The following is a 19989-nucleotide window of genomic DNA, read 5'->3' on the forward strand; positions in this document are numbered from 1 at the left end:
CTTAACAACTAAAAATATTAATCAGAAATTTTAGAAATTTCTCTAACATTAATAATAGCTGGTGAAGTAATAGAAAATACCATTCGTAAAAACTTATTAAATTCTGCTAAAGGTGCATTAGAAACATAAACAATATCCTTATCTTGCATAGGAAAACGCTGTAACCAAAATAAAGATTTTGGTTCTAATAAATTAACTTGATATACCGTAGGAATATCCATTCCTGAGCTATAACCTTCTTTTTTCCATTTTTGTTTATCAGATAAAGATAAATGATCAAAAGAAACATACCGAAAAACAAAAACCCCTTGAGGATCTGAACGTGTATCAATTAATCCTCCCATCTTGGCTATCGCTTCAGATAACGATAATCCCCGAGCAGAAAACTTAATAACCCGATTATTATTTAATGCACCAAGACCAGTAAAACTTAATGAATTATTTAATAATGTTAGTACATCGCCAGAACGCAAAGGAATATTTTCCATAGGTTCAGAAGTTAATCGTTCTAAAGCAATTGTCTTAACTTGCTTATCTCTAGCTAACTGAACAGATATATCCTGTAGATCACTTTGTACACCACCAACAGCAGCTACCGCATCTAAAACTCGTTCTCCTGCCGCTGTTAATGGCATACGAATACCATTTCCTTGACGTAAAACCGTAACATTTGCTGAATTATTTTTCACTAAACGAACAATAACTTGAGGCTGATTCGCTATCTTAGCTAATCCATGCTTAATAATAGTCTGAATCTGTTCTAGTGTTTTTCCTTGTACTAAAACACTCCCTAAAAATGGAATTGTAATTTTCCCTGTTTCACTTACCATTTGTTCTGGTAAACGAGCTAAATCTGCTCCTGAGTTATTTTTCCCAGCAGAAAATAATACTGAAGGAGGTGCCTCCCAAATTGAAATATCCAATACATCACCAACATTTACCGCACCAAAATAATTAGTTGAATTATGCTTGAATTGGCTAAAAGATTGAGAAAATTTATATTCAGACAATATATCAACAATTTTTTCATCTACCTTTATAATTCTTACTTCAGGTAATGTTTCTTTTTGATTATTTAAGTCTAGTATTGAGGCTTTATTAATAATTAATCCCGGATTTAAAGAACAACCAGTTAAAACTAAACAACCAATTAAAAATATTATATTTTTATTTTTCAAAATCATCTCTAATCCTATCAATATTCATTAAATTATTTTTAATAATATAATTTTAATTCTTTTATACTTTTCTTAACTAAATTTAAATCAACTTCAATCTCTTTAGGTACTGAAAATGGTCGATGAGATAACCCTCCACTTATTTTTAAAAGCTGCTTGTTCTTACAACAATGAATATGCCATTTTCTCCACGCTTCCCAATACTCTAAACGAATATTTGAAAGCCCGTTACTATCATACCCAGTATCTTTAGAAGTCATTAAAGAGTTTTCTCTGTGGGCTCCGAATGTCAAAGGCTTCCTAATCTTTTTTACAGATTTACTGCCAAAAAATAACTTTAACCTTTCATAAAATTCACTATCCGCACCAATTCTCACATAATCCCAGTAACCAATATTATTTAAAACAATCTCTTTTCTAAACATCAGTGATGCAGGATTATGTCTCATAATAGGATAGATAAAACGGGAATAAGCATTTCCTTTATTATCTAATCGAATCCAATCTGATACAGTACAAATAATATTATTATCTTCCAATAAAGGAATAATTTGTTCTTCTATCTTTCTTGGATGAGCATAATCATCAGAATCTTGACAAGTTACAAATTCTCCTTTTACATACTGTAAGCCAATATTTTTAGCAGAAAATGTACCTATATTATAAGGTAAAGAAATTAATTTTATTCGTTTATCTTCCCGCATAAAATCAATAATTATTTCTAATGTATTATCTGTACTATTATCATCAATCACGATAACTTCTATATTAGAATATGTTTGAAGTAATAAAGATTTTAAACAATACTCTATACTTTCTTGACTATTAAAAGTAGTTACTAAAATAGAGACTAATGGCAAATTCTCAGAATATATTTTCCTACAAACACAAGTAAGATTAAATACATTTAGTTCCCTTTTCTGATTAATTAACTGCATTTTCTCTAATTGATAATCATTAAGAAAACCATTTAAATATTCTAATTGTTTAACAGGTAAAGGAATGCTTGATTGAGTATTATATAAATTTAAATAAAACAACCAATCTTCAGGTATTCTTATTTCTTGAGTTTTTATTTTTATTTCTTTATCCAATGCTAATAGTAGAGAAAAATAACGGGTATCCTTTACGCCAACATTTTCTAAAATAGATAATGATAATTCAGGGTAATATGGGTTTAGCATTCTAGATAATTTTTCTTTCTGCTTTTTCTTTCTATTCTTATATTTATCTAAAAGATTAGCAATATAATAATTAGCCATTTCTCTATTACCAATAGCAGAAAAAGAAATAGCTTTTGCAAAATTAGTATAAAAGTTATTTCCCTTATAGGCTATTTCAGAAACAGTTTTATACATTCCCAATCTAAAATAAAGATAAATTTTAAAAGAAACAAAAAATTTTCTAACCAACCTATTGGAAAGTAAATTTAATATACTATCCTGCTTCACCCTCAATATTTTATTTAAAATCATATTATTTATTTTTACTTAAAAAAGCATATCTACGGCTATTTTTATCATTATCTATTGAAATATACTCATAATTTCTAATTTTTTGTCTCTCCAAAAATTCATTTACAACAATAAAATGATTTTTCTTTTGTTCTTCTATATTATCTATTGATGTATTATTTCCATGTAATACCCTGTTATAACAAATCTTATTAATATGTTTAAATTTTCCTACTTCACTTAATTTTAAATACATATCAAAATCTACAGCATTAGAAATATTCTCATTAAACCCTTCTGTTAAATTCCAAGCTCGAATAGTAAACATTCTAAAATGATGTACTATCATTGCCGTTGTAAATTTTTCTCGTGAAAATTCAGGCCAGTTATACCCATTCGCAATTAATGAACCATCTGGATTCACATTACGATTTGCCGTATATACACAAGCAAGTGTTCTATCTTTGAAAAATTCCTTTAAACAAACTTCTACTGCATCAGGCTCTAAATAATCATCACCATCAAGTTGCCCAATATAAAATCCTCTACAATTTTTTACTGCCATATTAGAGGCTGATGCAATTCCTCCATTTTCTTTACTAAAAATCCGTACTCTAGGATTATTTCCATAAATAGCTTTCAAAATAGACAGAGTATTATCAGTTGATCCATCATCAACAATACAAACTTCCAAATCTGTTATTGTTTGATTTAATGCACTATCTACACTACGTTGAATAAATTTCTCACAATTATACACAGGCATATATATTGACACCAATGGTACCGTATAAATTTTACTTTCTGTAATTGATGATAATTTTCGATATATATAAGGTACTTTTTCTTTTACTATATTTAACGTAATTTTTTTACCTTCACTCCTATCCGTCTCATTTTCTTTTCCTGGGGGCTCTTGATGATAAGCCATAGCCTGAGCTACTACTTTAAAAAAACAACCTGCTCTATATAAACGATAACCAAATTCATTATCCTCTCCTCCCCAATGAGTAAATTCTTCATCAAACTCACCTGCAATCTCTAACCATTTTTTTGCAAATGCAACGTTTCCTCCACTAAAAAACCTAAATGGAGAATCACATAAACGTAAGCCTTCCGTTTTTTTAAAATGATCTAACCGCCAATCTATTGATACACTTCCCTCTATATTATTTGTAATAACCTCAGGTAAAGAAGTTATCAATGAGGCATCATTTAAACAATCCTCAGCATTAATCCATTGAGTATCAATATATTTTCTCGGTCCTATTAATGCGATATTATCATCAAGAATTAAATCCTTCATATAAGCATCAATCCAATAAGGATTAGGAGCCATATCACAATCTAATATTGCCACATATAGATATTTAGAACATCTTAATCCTAAATTTCTAATTGCACATAATTGATAACCATTATCTCGCTGTCTTACATATTTAATATCTAGTTGTTTTTCATATTTTCTAATAATAGAACTTAAATCCTCTTGACTTCCATCATCAGCAACAATAATTTCAAAAGGATATTGTGTTATTTGATTAACTAAACAAGCCAAAGTAATATCTAAAATTCTAGAACGATTAAAAGTAGGTATAACTATTGATAGCCCTACTTTATTATTAAATAATTTATCCTTTTCTATTCTTCCCAAAGAAAGCGTTTTATTATAATTCCAAATATAATCATTTGGACCATCAGGTAATGGAAAAAATTTTAAGTCAGTAGGAAAATCTCTAGGAATTAAATTAACTTTATTTATAGAAATTAATTCTGATTTCTTTGTAGTTCTATCTTGCCAATCTGTAATTAATTTCTCTCTTTCTTCTTTTGATAACTCTAATTCTCCCATATTAGATAATAATATTTTTGTTGCCAAATCTAAATTTGAATTATCCTTATAATTTACTTGATTATATAAATAATCTAAATTATCTGAATCTGGTATTTTTTTCGACATCTTAAAATATTTAGTTTAACAAAATCATACCCATAAATTTCTGCAGCTTGTTCAAATAATCTTAGTGCTTTACTATAAGATTCTTCATTAAATAGCTTAATAGCCTTAGTTAATATATTCATATTGGTCTCTCTATATAAAAATAAAATCTAATAAGAATCAACTATCTTTATTCCAAATATCTCTAGTATAGACTTTATACAAAACATCATTTAATTCAATATTTATTCTATTCGCTATAATTAAATCACTCTCGAATTTAAATTTTACTAAATCCCTTTCGATAGGAATAGAATTAAATGTATCATCTAATAAAACAGGTTCATAAATAACTATTTCTATCCCTTTTAATTTTAATTGAGAAATTATATACTGAACAGAAGATTCTCTAAAATTATCAGAATTAGATTTCATAATTAAACGATATACACCTATTTTTTTAGGATTATTTGATAAAATATCATTAATAATAAAATCTTGCCGTGTTCTATTGGCTAAAACAATAGATTGAATTAAATTCTGTGGAACATCTTTATAATTTGCTAATAACTGTTTTGTATCTTTAGGTAAACAATATCCACCATAGCCAAAAGAAGGATTATTATAATAATTTCCTATTCTAGGATCTAAACCTATACCATATATAATATCTTCAGTATTCAATTTATGAATCATAGCATATGTGTCTAATTCATTAAAAAAAGCTATCCGCATAGCTAAATAAGTATTCGCAAATAGTTTGATTGCCTCTGCCTCAGTATTATTTGTAAATAATATATTTATATCTTTTTTCAATGCCGATTCTTTAAGTAGTAAAGAAAAACTCTTTGCCCTTTCAGATTTTTCACCAAGTATAATTCTACTAGGATATAAATTATCAAATAAAGCTTTTCCTTCTCGTAAAAATTCTGGAGAAAAAATAATATTATTAGCTTTAAATTTTTCCTTTATTTTTTCAGTAAAACCTACTGGAACTGTTGATTTAATAATAATAAGTGCTAATGGATTAATCTCAATAATATCACTAATAACTGTTTCAAGTGAAAATGTATCAAAATAATTTGTATTAGGATCATAATTAGTTTGTACTGCAATGATAATATAATCTGCTTTTTTATATGCAATATTTTTATCTACAGTAGCTACTAAATTTAATGGTTTATTTTCTAAATAATATATAATATCTTTATCTATGATCGGTGATCTTCTTTTATTTATTAAATCAACCTTTTCAGAATCAATATCTATAATTGTTACATTATTTTTTTGAGCTAATAAAACTGCATTAGATAAGCCAACATACCCAATGCCTACAACAGTTATATTGTTCATTTCATCTACCTATTATAAAAAAACAATTTAGGGATTAAACTTTTAAACTCATTAACTTCGGATAATAAAGGTAAAATAGGTGTATATCCCCAAGGATAATTATCTTTTATTAATTTTGTTTGTTTACTATCATTAATAACAAATTCTTTATATAATGTTTCACTAATACCACTATATTCTTTTAACCAATTATTATGACGTTCAATACAAACCTGCAAAATATTATTTTTCTTACACTCTATAGCAAAATAAATATCTACCATTCCTGGAAATTTAAATTCTGAAAGACAAAATCTACTAAATATCCCAACTCTAAATGCTACTGTCCCAGTGCCTAGAATATTTACGGGTATATCTTTTTCGAGTGATTTTCTAAAATGGTAAACTATCCTATCATCTGAAAAATACTTTTTAATTCTATTCGATAAAATAACACCATGAGAACCCACAACTACCTTTTCTTGATATTTATATAAACGCTCTAATAATGTATTAACATAATCAACTGGATATTCTATATCATCATCACAAGTAAAATAGTAACCATCTTTATTTTCTTTTATTAATTCTTCTAATAATAAAAATTTTCCATTATCTCTTAATGAAGTATTTTTATCATTACAAATAACAACTTTAGCCTTATGATGTAATTTTTCAATAAATTTAGGAATATTTTCATATCCATCTAAATATATATGAAAAAAATCACATTGATGATTCAATGCCTGAATAACCTTTTCTAAACTTTTAATTCTAGAAGGAATTGAACAAATACTAATATAGATAGGAAGTTTTGGATTTGGTAATTTAGACATATCATCATCGACATTAATAGCATCTTTACATCTAGGATAATAAAAAACTTCTTTATATTTACTTTTATCTATCTCCTTATGTAAAACTGTAAATTCTTTTACATAATTACATCTACTATTAGAAACAGTTTGAATAATACTAGATTTATCTTTCCACTTTACCATATCAGAGAATAAAGAATTCTCTCTCATAGTATTATAATATAAAGGTAAATCTACAATTGATACCTTTTCTCTACCGTAATAAGCAATGATCCTATTAAAAAACTCATCATCAGATGCCTTAGTCGTACAATTAAAAAAACCAATATCATCAAATACTTTTCTATATACTCCCAAAGTAATTAAACCTATTCTATAAATTGAATCATTAACAGTAATTACAGTATGAGTATTTAAATCAATTCTTGAATAACCACTTCTGACTGCGACACAATTAGGATTTTTCAATAAAGAATTTACACAACGTTCTATTCTCTCAAAATGACAAACATCATCACTATCTTGAAAAAAGATAATTTCCCCTTTTGCTTTTTTTATACCTAAATTTTTTGCATAATAAGTACCTAAATTACTATTTAATCTAAATACTTTTACTTTTGAATTTGAACTAGAAATTCTAGTAGCTATTTCATATGTATTATCATTACTATAATCATCAATAACAATAATTTCTATATTTTTATATGACTGTAATAAAACAGAGTTTATAGAAGACTCTATAAATTCTTGAGTATTATGTGCTGTAATTATAACGGTAACCAAAGGATAAGAAAATGAATCATTCAGTTTATCCTGATAGCTATCTATCGGTGTTTTTTCAACCAGAGAATATAATTCAGGTATTAATAATGAATTAATTTCAGAATTATTAACTATATTCTCACCATTAATTTTTTCTCTACATTTAGATATTTGATATTCAACTAATTCATTTATACCATATAAACGACCAATTAAGATATATAATTCTAATGCTTTATTATACTCTTTACTAAGAAAAAATTTATTTGCTTTTCTAAATAAATCCATTTTAATTAACCTTATACTAAGAAGTTTTATTTTTTTCTTTTCTAAATACCCTTATTGTATTAATTATTTCTTTAGGTAAAAAAATCCATTTGAAAGGTAATTTAAAATTATCTAAAAATACACCACCTAATTTATAAGACAAATGATTTTTTATTTTTTCTGCTTGATAATAATCTTGATATGATGAAATTGAAGGAAGCTTTTCTCTATTATTCATTCTATCAATCTTATATTCACAATAAACTCTTATAAGTGAAAAAGGCATTGATAATATTCCTAATATACTTTTACTACTCTTAATCATTTGAAAACCTAATCTATATCTTAATTGTTGTCTTATTCTTTTCTCAGCACCCAATAAGGCAGGATTAAGTTTAGATTTTAATTTTTTATTCTCAAGAAAGAGCTCTTCAAATTTCTCTTGAACTAAATGTAATTGATTTAATAAAGCCTGATTATCTTCTAAAAGGAGATTATATTTATTTAATATTATTTCTTTATTCTTTTCCTGCTCTAAAATTTTTTCTTGTAAATTATCTTTTGAATTATCTCCATAAAAATATTCTAATATATCATTCCAACTATCAATTGATAATAAAATATCATTATCATACTCATTACTATACTTATAAGGTAAAAAAGATAATTCCTCTAACTGAGAATATAATAATTTTAACTCCTGATTTGATGCAATCATTCTTTCAGTGAGTAATTTAAATATATTATTTTCAGTAATAGAATTGGTTAGATTATTAGATAATTTATTATTTTTTGATCGATTAATTGAAACACCTAATTTATTAAATAATTTTTCAATTGAATCATCTGGAAAGTCTAAAACTTGTTTTTTATTAATTAAAATACAATTATTAGGAAATCGATTGATTAATTCCAATACTCTTTTGGCATATTTAATCCAATTACTAAACTCTGTTTGTAACCAACTTTCATCTATATGTTTTATTTTATCTATATTATTATTAAAAAAGATATCTTCTGGTCTATCATAAACTAAAATAAATTTTATTTTTGAATTCATCTTATACCAGTATTCAACTAAATTTAATGCGTTATCATCACTCCATCCCCAAAATGGTTGATCTAAATTTGCTAAAAATAAATTTAGTGCTAAGTTATCCCAAACTAAATGATTTTTATCCTCTATGGATTTCTTTTTCCTTTTATTTTTAGATTTATTTTTAGAAATAAAAGATGTATTGATTAAATTATTATTTTTTTTAATATCTAAAGGTAATATCTCTTTTGTATCATTTAGTTTATTTAAAATATTATCAATTTCTAATGGAGAAACCCTATTATACTTTGATTTTTGTGCAGGTTTCATACCACACTCAATAAAAAAATCTTCAATGAATTTACTTGAGACATTATCAGAACCAATAATAATGATAATTTTATTCATTAAACTCTATCCTTTAAAAAAACATAAATCATAAAATCTAAACCAACTGATTACAATAACAGATTAAAACAATTACTTCAATTAAATATATTGATGATTAAATAATATTTTAGTGGTAATCTATATATTAGAATGCAATAATAACACTTTATCATGTAAGATAAAACCTTTAATATTAATATTGACATTTATATACAAAAATTTATAATTTAAAACATTTACTTTCATAAAACGAAATAATTAACAAAATAAATGACAAAAAATAATCAATATATTTATATTTGCTTTTCAAAAGAAATGTATAAAATTAAAAACTTATTATCTTTCATAATAAACCCTATTATTTATATATCTCCATATAAACCATTTATAATAAATAACAAGAATTTAAAAGTTTTAGGATGGGGATTGCGTCCAACAACAATCAAAGCCAGAAAATATGCTAAGAAATACAATCTTCCATATATTGCATTAGAAGATGGTTTTTTACGTTCATTGGGGCTAGGTGTAACTGGAAATTCACCATATTCAATAGTATATGACGATATAGGGATATACTATGACACTACTCGAACTTCTCGTTTAGAACAGTTAATTTTGGCAAAAGATATTACTGCTGATATTATTCATCAAGCAAAACAAGCAATACAATTAATTTGCTATAATAAATTATCCAAATATAATCACGCTCCTGAAATTATATTAAAAAAAGAAAAATATCATTCATCTGTTATTTTAATTATTGATCAAACATATGGTGATATGGCAGTCAAATATGGTCAAGCAGATCAATCAGATTTTGATAAAATGCTAGATACAGCAATTGATGAAAATCCTCAAGCAGAAATTTGGATAAAAACTCATCCTGATGTAATCAGTGGTAAAAAACAAGGTTATTTAACAAATTTAAATAAATACAATAAAAGAGTTAAATTAATTATTGAAGATATTAATCCAATTTATTTATTACAGCAGGTTGATAAAGTCTATTGTGTTACCTCTCAAATGGGATTTGAAGCTTTACTTTTAAACAAAAAAGTAGTTACTTTTGGATTACCTTGGTATGCAGGTTGGGGATTAACTGATGATCGGCATAAAAATATCGAAATATTATATAAGCAAAAACGTAGAGCTAAACGTTCTTTAATACACCTCTTTGCTGCTGCTTATTTACAATATAGTCGTTATATCGATCCTAACACAGGAAAAAAAGGATCTATTTTTGATGTAATTAATTATTTAATTAAAGCGAAACAATTAAACCAATTTTTAGCAGGTGATATTTATTGTTTTGGAATGTCGTTATGGAAGCAAGCAATTATCAAACCATACTTTAATTTCCCTGCTTGTAAACTTCATTTTATAAAAGGCATTAAATATTTAAAAACTGAAATAGTTAATTCTAATAGTAAGATCTTAGTTTGGGGAGTAGGTCAAGCAGAAATTATTAATTATGCTAAAAAGCATAATCTACAGATTTTAAGAATAGAAGATGGATTTATTCGTTCAATCGGTTTAGGCTCTAATCTTGTCCCACCTTTGTCTTTAGTAATTGATGATCTTGGTATTTATTTTGATCCAACTCAGCCATCTAGATTAGAATATATTATTCAAAACCATCTCTTTACTGATGAAGATTATATTCGAGGGAATAAATTACTCCAGCAATTATTGAATTATAATATTGGAAAATATAATGTCGGCAATCATCCTTTTATCCTTAATTCAGATAAAAAAATAATTCTAGTTCCCGGACAAGTTGAAGATGATGCGTCTATTCATTTTGGTTCTCCTAAAATCAAAACTAATCTAGATTTATTAAAGCAAGTTCGCAAAGATAATCCTAATGCATATATTCTATATAAACCCCATCCAGATGTATTAACTGGAAATAGAATTGGAAATATTCCTTCTCATTTAGCATTAGAATTTGCTGATCAGATTATAGAAAATAGTAATATTTTAGATTGTATTCAACAAGTCGATGAAGTACATACGATGACTTCTCTAGCTGGTTTTGAGGCTTTATTACGTAATAAAATTGTACACTGTTATGGTTTACCTTTTTATTCTAATTGGGGATTAACTATAGATAAAATTCATTTATCAAGACGACAACGTAAAGTAACCGTTGTTGAATTATTAGTTGCAACTTTAATCTACTATCCTCTTTATTTTAATCCAGAAACCCAACAACTTACTAATGTCGAAACTATTATTTATTACTTACAAAATCAAAAAGAAAAACAAAATCCTAAATTAGATCGTTCTTGGTTTCAAAAACAAGTAACAAAATTAAAATATCTTTATAAAACATTAAGAAATTAACTACTTTTGGAAATCTTTATGATTAATCATAATATTGATGAACTTTTAAGTTCATCACGGAAAATATTATTATTACAATCACCTATTGGATATTTCTTTACTGACTTATCCCAATGGCTAAAAAAACATAATAAAATAGTATTTAAATTAAACTTTAATGCTGGTGATGAGTATTTTTATCCAGAAACAGATGATCATAATAATCCTTATACATATACAGGAAAATTAACTGAGTTTGATAATTTTTTGCGTGATTTCATAAAGAAAAATAACATTGACACTTTTATTTGTTTCGGGGACACTCGTCCTTATCATGTTATTGCAAAAAAATTAGCAAAGAAATTAAATATAACTTTTTGGGTATTAGAAGAAGGGTATTTTCGTCCTCATTTTATTACTCTTGAAAAAGAGGGAGTTAACGCATTTTCAACCATTCCTAGAAATAAAGAATTTTACCTTCAATTTTCTAATTTACCACAATCAGCTAAACCTCAAAATGTTGCTTCTGGCTTCCTACCAGCCGCTAAACTCGCAGCAAAATACTATCATCAAGCAAATAAAAATAAAAACAAATATCCTTTTTATAAACATCACAGAATGCTTAATACAACATATTATATTAAGCATTGGATAAAATCAGGCTTAAAGAAAATTAATAAAAAATTATATACTTATCATTTTATTAAAGATGTGAAAAAAAATAAATTTGGTGATTTTTATATTCTACCTTTACAGGTATATAATGATTCTCAAGTGAAAATTCACAGTGATTTTGATAGTGTTGCTGATTTCTTAATTTATGTTCTTGAATCTTTTGCTAAAAATGCCCCAAAAAATCTAACATTAATAGTAAAACACCACCCAATGGATATTGGTTTTACTGATTATAATAATATCATTGAAAAATATAAAATTTTATATCCTCATCTAAAACATAAACTATATTATATTTATGACGTACCTTTACCAATTTTACTCCGTAAAGGAAAAGGAATGATTACATTAAATAGTACCTGTGGCATTTCTGCTTTAATTCATAATATGCCAGTAATTACATTAGGAAGAGCAAATTATGATTTTGAAGGTTTAACTCACCAAGGAACACTGAAAAATTTTTGGCATAAGCCAACTAAACCAAATAAACAAGTTTTTAGAGGCTTCCAAAATTACCATTTAAATAAAACTCAAATTAATGGTAGTTTTTATAACAAAGTGATTTTACCTTAATAAAATATAAACTTCTGATTTAAAACAGTACAGACTTGATTCTAACTATTTTAATTAACAAATTAAAATATCTTTAATAAGATATATATTTTAGATAAGTAAAATTTATGGTGCTCTGAGTGGGACTTGAACCCACACGTCCTATGGACACTACCCCCTCAAGATAGCGTGTCTACCAATTCCACCATCAGAGCATTAGATGGGTATTTAGAAGATTAACGAGGGATATCTTTATTTTGATCTTCTTTTTTAATCAATGTTTCTTGTTTAGTTTTTTCAACTTGTTGGGCAACACCTGTTAAGTTATCAAATGTACCTTGCGGTGCTGAAGAATGTGAAGTCAAGTTACCGATAACTAAACTAATTAGAAAAAAGAGAAATGCTAAAATTGCTGTACTACGTGTTAGAAAGTTACCTGCACCACTGGCACCAAATACTGTACCTGATGCACCAGAACCGAAAGATGCTCCCATATCTGCACCTTTACCTTGTTGAACTAAAATAAAGGCAATTAAAGCAACTGCAATTACTGGATAGATAACTAAAAGAATTTGGTACATTATATTTTCTCTTTGATTAATTTACTTGATGTTTAAATTATTCTTATTACCTTACTTGTTAGGTAATGAAAAAACTTGCACATCATATAAGATTGCCTAATAGGGTGCAAGCCTTTTCCTCTTTCAACTGTTGTAACTGGTAATTTTTTAAACTATTTAGCCACTCTTTTTATTGTTTGAGTTTTGCTTGAATTTTGTTGTAGTCTTTCTATTTGAGTTAATCTGATTAAGTTGTCTTAAACAAGTTAATTTTTGTGGATCTATATTCTGGACGAGCTGTGGCAAAGTATTGATTAATTTCGCCATAAATTGTTGATAACTTTCCTGTTTGCGACTAATCGCTTCTAATTGCGACTCCCAATTTGCGGTCATATCTGGCTGAGTTGCTATTTCTGGTAGCGATTGAATTAAGATTCTGCCTGTTTCAGTGCTATGAATATTCCGCCCTTTTTTAGTTAAAAAACCACGTTTAAATAATAGTTCGATGATACTTGCTCGAGTCGCTTCTGTTCCCAAGCCATCAGTTTCACGTAAAATTTTCTTTAACGCTTTATCCTGTACAAAACGTGCTATCCCTGTCATTGCTGAAAGCAATGTAGCATCAGTAAAAGGGCGAGGCGGTTGAGTTTGTTTTGTCAGCACTTCTCCTTCACGGCAATATAAAATATCACCTACTTTAACCTGCGGTAATGCGACCACCGCATCTTGATTATCAGGATCTTCTTTTCCAAGTAATTGTCGCCAACCTGCAGAGGCTAATCCTCGAGATTGAGCAACGAATACACCACCTACAATATTTAGGCTGATTTTGGTTTTACGATATATCGCTTCTGGATAAAACTGAATTAAATATTGACGAGCTATTAGATGGTAGATCTGCTTTTCTCTTACAGTTAAGTTATTTTTACTCGCCTTAGCGGTTGGAATAATGGCATGATGTGCCTCAACCAATTTATCATTCCAACAACGACCTTTCCGTTCATATTCTATCCCCGTTGGTAATTCTTGATAGTCTTCATCAACTTGACTAATCGCTGTCAAGATCTGTAACCGCTCTTTAAAATGCTCTTCAGGTAAATAACGACAATCAGAACGTGGATAAGTAATTAATTTATGTGTTTCATATAAACGCTGACAAACATCTAACACCTCTTGTGCCGACATACCATAACGCTTTCCTGCATCTATTTGTAATGCGGATAAAGAATAAGGTAAAGGTGGATTTTCTTTTTCAGGTTTATCAATAAATTCTGTTACTTCAGCTGGTTGCGCAGTAATACGCCTTGCAACATTGTCAGCTAAAGCTTTAAGCAAAATTCGTCCTTCTTCATCTTGGTAAGCTTCGCAAGCTTTACTCGGTTTCCATTCCGCTTTAAATGGAAAACCTTGAATCTGATTATCGCCAACTACAGTACAATCTTGCTGATCAATATGGGCTATAACATCAAAAAAATCTTTTGGTTGAAAATGTTCAATTTCTAAATCTCGGCGAACAATTAAGCCTAATACGGGGGTTTGTACCCGTCCAACCGATAACACACCTTGATATCCTGCTTGTCGTCCTCGAATGGTATAGGCTCTCGTCATATTAATACCGTATAACCAATCTGCTCTTGCTCTCGCTAATGCAGACGTGGCTAATGGCACAAAATTTTTATTTGGTTGTAACTTGTTAATTGCTCGTGTAACAGCATTAGGATTGAGATCACTAATCAGGCAACGTTGAATTTGATCTCGGCGAGTTGAGGGTAATTTCAGATAATTAAACACTTCATCAATTAATAATTGCCCTTCTCGATCTGGGTCACCAGCATGCACAATGATATCGGCTTGTTTAATCAGCTTTTCGATGATCTTTAATTGTTGAGAAGTGTTTTTTTTCGGGGATAATCGCCAGATTTGTGGGACAATAGGTAAATGCTCTAATCGCCACTGTTTAAACTGCGGATCATAAGCATCAGGCTCTGCCTGCTCTAACAAATGCCCGACACACCAAGTTACATAATCTTTTGCACCGCATTGAATATACCCTTCCTTACGCTGATGTGGTTTGGGTAACACATCAGCAATCGCTCGGGCTAAACTTGGTTTTTCAGCAATAAACAAACGCATCATTTTATTAGGCAATTTAATAATCACTTCAATCAAATTGGTTCAAGATAATAATCAATGCGATCAAATAAGTCGAGCAATCTTGCTACACCACATAAAAATTGATGAGAAATCAATCATTTCTACCAATAAAACAAAATAATCCGTTCAAGATCAATTTATTGAAAAAAGGCTTTCAAACTTGAGTTGAAAAACCTTTTAATATGTAAGCTAATCTTCACCTTTAGAATAATTTAACGCCGTTGATCATAGGCTTGCTGGAGTAATTGACGACTTTCTTGCAAAAATTGTTCAGAATAATCACCAAACCATTGATGTACTTGTTCAAACGCTTGGATAAACCCAGTTTTATCATTTTGTTCAAAATATTTAATAGCTGTTTGATAACTTTCAAGTAACGATTTTATCACGGTTAAATTTTCTGACTTATCCAAAATAATATCCGCATATAACTCTGCATCTTGAGCAAACAGTCGTCCGATCATCGCTAACTCTAGACGGTAAATAGGTGAAGATAAAGCTAATAACTGATGTAATTCAACAGGTTGTTTGGATAAATGTAGCCCACTGACAAAGGTAGCAAAATGGCGTAATGCTTGGATATATGTCATACTCTGGTCATGTTCTTTTGCGGTAATGTCAAATATTTTTGCCCCCCAAATCGCCATTTGTTCTAGCAACCACTGATAACGTTCTTGATATCGCCCGTGACAATGTACGATAACTTGCTTCGCCATACTGCCAATATCGGGACCAAACATCGGGTGCAAACCAACTACTGCACCTTGATGTACTGATAACATTTTTTCAACAGGTGCAGCTTTTACTGAAGTAAGATCCGCTAAAATCATTTCTTGAGTGAGATAAGGTTGCAAACGTTCTATTGTTTCAAGCGTTAGGTTAATCGGTACAGAAACGATCACTAAATTTGCACCAGCTAAAATCATTTCAGCCTGATTCCAATCATCTTTATCCAAAATAGCCACAGAATAACCAGAACGAGATAAGTAGGTTGCAAATAATGATCCTAATTTACCTTTTCCACCGACAATCACAATTTTATCTACCGTGGTATTGACCTTTTTAAAGCCAAATTTATTTTCATTTAAATAAGACTCTCGCATTATTCGCCGCAAAATATCTTCTATCAGATCTGGTGAGATACCATATTTTTCTGCTTCTGCACGACGAGCGGCTAACATTTCACTCTCACGTTGTGGTACATAAATGGGTAACCCATACTGATGTTTTACCTTCCCTACATCAGCAACTAATTGTTGTCGTTGAGCCAATAAGGTTAATAATTGCTGATCAAGCTGATCGATTTGATCACGTAATTGCTGTAAAACTACCACTCTTTTATCTCCCTTCTGATTTGCTATGCTTTTTTTGATAAATACTCGTGTATTTTATGTAATAATTGTTCTGTTGTCTGCCAATCTATACAAGCATCGGTAATTAATACGCCATATTCCATTTGTACAAAAATCAAAATAAATTCTTAATATCATAAAACAAATGTAAACATACTAGTACAATCAAACGTAACAAATAAATTACAAGATTTCATTTACAAAGCACAAGTACTTTATTTAATTTTTACTGTTTACAAATTAACCTTGCTATTTCTTTGCATTTCCCTTCTGAAAGCAATACACTAACCAATTCGAATTTTCATCTGACCAAATTGAATCAGGATATTAACATGCGTGTTGCCGACTTTCATTTTGATTTACCTGATGAGCTAATCGCTCGTTATCCTAATCCAGAACGTTCAGCTAGCCGTTTATTACACTTAGATGGTAACAGCGGTCATTTTTATCACCGCCAATTTAAAGATATCGTGGAATTAATTGATGAGGGTGATCTATTAATTTTTAATAACACCCGAGTTATTCCTGCTCGTATGTACGGGCGTAAAATAAGTGGTGGAAAAGTTGAAGTATTGGTTGAAAGAATTTTAGATCAACAACGCTTTCTAGCCCATGTCCGTTCCTCAAAAGCACCTAAAGAGGGAACTATTCTCTACTTAGGTGAAGATAAACTTGGTAACAATCAAGGTATTGAAGTTACTATGTTAGCTCGACACGATACCTTATTTGAATTGTCGATTAACAGCGATACACCAATTTTAGAGGTTTTACAACAAATTGGGCATATGCCATTACCACCTTATATTGATCGCCCTGATGAAGATAGTGATCAAGAACGCTATCAAACTGTCTATAACCAAGTTCCGGGTGCCGTTGCTGCACCAACGGCTGGATTACATTTCGACCATACATTACTTCAACAGCTTCAACAAAAAGGGGTAAATTTTGGCTTTGTAACTTTGCATGTTGGAGCAGGTACCTTTCAGCCTGTCCGAGTTGAAAAACTAGAAGATCATCGTATGCACGCAGAATATGTTGAAGTACCAGCTGATGTCGTTGAGCAAATTATCGCAACTAAAAAAGCAAACAAAAGAGTTATTGCAGTCGGAACAACCTCTGTCCGTTCAATTGAAAGTGCCGCTTTAGCAGCAGCTGAACAAGGTTCAGATAAATTACTTGAACCTTACTATTCTGATACCTCTATTTTTATCTATCCCGGAAAAACATTCCGTGTTGTTGATGCACTAATTACTAACTTTCACTTACCTGAATCCACGCTTATTATGTTAGTTTCAGCTTTTGCAGGGTTCAATAATACAATGAAAGCCTATCAAAATGCGGTTGAAAATCGCTACCGTTTTTTTAGCTATGGTGATGCAATGTTTATCAATAAAAAGCCGAATGTTACTGGCTTAGATTAATTTTTTCATAGGGATAACCATTATCCCTATCAGTGAACTGTTTATTCATTGAAATGGAGTAATAATGAAATATCAATTAAAAACTACTGACGGTCGAGCAAGACGTGGTGAACTAGTTTTTGAACGCCCACAAGGTACTTTTACCGTCCAAACCCCTGCCTTTATGCCTGTTGGTACTTATGGCACTGTGAAAGGTATGACACCAGAAGAAGTCAGAGCCACAGGGGCTGAAATTCTCTTAGGCAATACCTTCCATCTATGGTTACGTCCCGGGCAAGAAATAATGCGTAAACACGGTGATTTACACGATTTTATGAACTGGCATCGCCCAATCCTAACTGATTCTGGTGGTTTTCAAGTTTTCAGCTTAGGTAAATTACGTAAAATTACTGAAGAAGGGGTTAAATTCCAAAACCCAATTAGTGGTGAACGTATTTTTCTCTCACCAGAAAAATCAATGGAAATTCAATATGATCTTGGTTCTGATATTGTGATGATCTTTGACGAATGCACACCATATCCTGCTACTTTTGATTATGCTAAAAATTCAATGGAAATGTCTTTACGTTGGGCAAAACGAAGTCGAGACCGTTTTGACCAACTTGGTAATAAAAATGCATTATTTGGTATTATTCAAGGTGGTACTTATGAAGAACTACGTAAAATTTCACTTGAAGGCTTAGTTAGTATCGGCTTTGATGGCTATGCCGTTGGCGGCTTAGCTGTTGGTGAACCTAAAGAAGATATGTACCGTATTCTTGAATATATTTGTCCACAAATTCCAGCAGATAAACCTCGCTATTTAATGGGCGTTGGAAAACCAGAGGATCTCGTTGAAGGGGTTCGCCGTGGAATTGATATGTTTGATTGCGTAATGCCAACTCGTAATGCACGTAATGGGCATCTTTTTGTTACTGATGGAGTGGTAAAAATCCGCAACGCAAAATACAAAGATGACACCACCCAACTTGATCCAGAATGCGATTGCTACACTTGTAAGCATTACAGTAAATCTTACTTACATCATTTAGATAAATGTAATGAAATCCTTGGTGCAAGATTAAATACCATTCATAACTTACGCTACTATCAACGCCTAATGGAAAAATTACGCCAAGCAGTCGAACAAGGGGAGTTAGAAAACTTTGTCGCAGATTTTTATGCCAAAATAGGCAAACCTATTCCACCATTAAATAGCTACTACAATTTTAATACTAACTAACCTCAATCCTGAAATAATAAAAAGCAGATTAAAAAATCTGCTTTTTTTATTCTATCGTCATTCAAAATACAACAGCTAACTCTCTTCTTTTTCCTGTAATTTTTCAATTTCTGTACTAAATTGAGCAATATTATCAAAACTAAGATAGACCGAAGCAAAACGAATATAAGCAACTTTATCTAATGTTTTTAATTCGTGCATCACTAAATTACCGATCTCTTTACTCGAAACTTCTCTTTCTCCAGTCGTTTGAAGGCGGTGAATAATACGGCGAATCGCACTTTCAACCGCTTCTGCACTCACAGGGCGTTTTTCTAAAGCTCGGTGTAACCCCAAGCGTAGCTTTTGTTCATCAAATAATTCTCGATTGCCATTATTTTTTATAATTTTAGGAATGGTCAATTCAACGATTTCAAAGGTGGTAAAGCGTTCTTTACATTCCAAACACTCTCGCCGTCGCCGTACTTGATTATTTTCAGGAATTAAACGGCTATCGATCACTTTAGTCTCAATTGATGAACAAAAAGGACAATACATAAATTACTCCTTTAA

Annotated in this window: 13 protein-coding genes, 1 tRNA gene and 1 pseudogene; 4 read left to right on the forward strand and 11 right to left on the reverse strand. The window is 29.7% G+C overall.

What is annotated here, in order from left to right; translation table 11 throughout:
* Positions 1-17 precede the first annotated feature (17 nt).
* From CEP47_RS05525 to CEP47_RS05550, 6 genes and pseudogenes are all read right to left on the reverse strand, one after another.
* Positions 18-1184, reverse strand: a complete 1167-nt coding sequence (locus CEP47_RS05525) for a polysaccharide biosynthesis/export family protein (RefSeq protein ID WP_261920567.1) — start codon at positions 1182-1184, stop codon at positions 18-20.
* Positions 1185-1216: 32 nt separating this feature from the next.
* The gene (locus CEP47_RS05530) at positions 1217-2653 is read right to left on the reverse strand and encodes a glycosyltransferase family 2 protein (RefSeq protein WP_265482610.1); all 1437 of its coding nucleotides are present in this window, start codon (positions 2651-2653) and stop codon (positions 1217-1219) included.
* Positions 2654-2672: 19 nt separating this feature from the next.
* A pseudogene (locus CEP47_RS05535) lies at positions 2673-4714 on the reverse strand (glycosyltransferase); the annotation flags it as partial.
* 37 nt (positions 4715-4751) lie between these two features.
* A complete protein-coding gene (locus CEP47_RS05540) occupies positions 4752-5924 on the reverse strand; it encodes a nucleotide sugar dehydrogenase (RefSeq protein WP_261920564.1) in 1173 nt (390 codons plus the stop codon).
* A gap of 5 nt (positions 5925-5929) precedes the next feature.
* The gene (locus tag CEP47_RS05545; protein WP_261920563.1) at positions 5930-7771 is read right to left on the reverse strand and encodes a glycosyltransferase family 2 protein; all 1842 of its coding nucleotides are present in this window, start codon (positions 7769-7771) and stop codon (positions 5930-5932) included.
* A gap of 16 nt (positions 7772-7787) precedes the next feature.
* Complete coding sequence (locus CEP47_RS05550) at positions 7788-9194, reverse strand: hypothetical protein (RefSeq protein WP_261920562.1); 1407 nt, start codon at positions 9192-9194, stop codon at positions 7788-7790.
* A gap of 252 nt (positions 9195-9446) precedes the next feature.
* Here CEP47_RS05550 and CEP47_RS05555 point away from each other — a divergent pair, with 252 nt between their 5' ends.
* Both CEP47_RS05555 and CEP47_RS05560 read left to right on the forward strand, forming a co-directional pair.
* The gene (locus tag CEP47_RS05555; protein ID WP_261920561.1) at positions 9447-11522 is read left to right on the forward strand and encodes a capsular polysaccharide biosynthesis protein; all 2076 of its coding nucleotides are present in this window, start codon (positions 9447-9449) and stop codon (positions 11520-11522) included.
* A gap of 18 nt (positions 11523-11540) precedes the next feature.
* Positions 11541-12749 carry a capsule biosynthesis protein gene (locus CEP47_RS05560; RefSeq protein ID WP_261920560.1) on the forward strand — a complete coding sequence of 403 codons (1209 nt, stop codon included), beginning with the start codon at positions 11541-11543 and terminating at the stop codon, positions 12747-12749.
* Between the two features lie 108 nt (positions 12750-12857).
* Here the strand turns inward: CEP47_RS05560 and CEP47_RS05565 are convergent.
* The 4 genes from CEP47_RS05565 to tyrA all read right to left on the reverse strand — a co-directional run bounded on the left by CEP47_RS05565 (position 12858) and on the right by tyrA (position 16776).
* Positions 12858-12943, reverse strand: a tRNA-Leu gene (locus CEP47_RS05565).
* Positions 12944-12964: 21 nt separating this feature from the next.
* Entirely contained in the window at positions 12965-13309 is a 345-nt protein-coding gene (gene secG / locus CEP47_RS05570; RefSeq protein WP_261920559.1) for a preprotein translocase subunit SecG, read from the reverse strand.
* Between the two features lie 156 nt (positions 13310-13465).
* Positions 13466-15421, reverse strand: a complete 1956-nt coding sequence (locus tag CEP47_RS05575; RefSeq protein WP_261920974.1) for a DNA topoisomerase III — start codon at positions 15419-15421, stop codon at positions 13466-13468.
* Between the two features lie 233 nt (positions 15422-15654).
* On the reverse strand, positions 15655-16776 hold the full coding sequence (gene tyrA / locus CEP47_RS05580) for a bifunctional chorismate mutase/prephenate dehydrogenase (RefSeq protein WP_261920558.1): 1122 nt from the start codon (positions 16774-16776) through the stop codon (positions 15655-15657).
* A gap of 350 nt (positions 16777-17126) precedes the next feature.
* On the opposite strand from tyrA, the gene queA reads away from it, so the two are divergent.
* A complete protein-coding gene (gene queA, locus CEP47_RS05585; protein WP_261920557.1) occupies positions 17127-18215 on the forward strand; it encodes a tRNA preQ1(34) S-adenosylmethionine ribosyltransferase-isomerase QueA in 1089 nt (362 codons plus the stop codon).
* A 64-nt stretch (positions 18216-18279) separates the two neighbouring features.
* Complete coding sequence (gene tgt / locus CEP47_RS05590; protein ID WP_261920556.1) at positions 18280-19437, forward strand: tRNA guanosine(34) transglycosylase Tgt; 1158 nt, start codon at positions 18280-18282, stop codon at positions 19435-19437.
* 75 nt (positions 19438-19512) lie between these two features.
* Here tgt and nrdR read toward each other — a convergent pair whose 3' ends face one another.
* Complete coding sequence (gene nrdR, locus CEP47_RS05595; protein ID WP_261920555.1) at positions 19513-19974, reverse strand: transcriptional regulator NrdR; 462 nt, start codon at positions 19972-19974, stop codon at positions 19513-19515.
* Positions 19975-19989 lie beyond the last annotated feature (15 nt).

Source organism: Mergibacter septicus (genome assembly GCF_003265225.1).
Taxonomy (GTDB): Bacteria; Pseudomonadota; Gammaproteobacteria; order Enterobacterales; family Pasteurellaceae; genus Mergibacter; species Mergibacter septicus.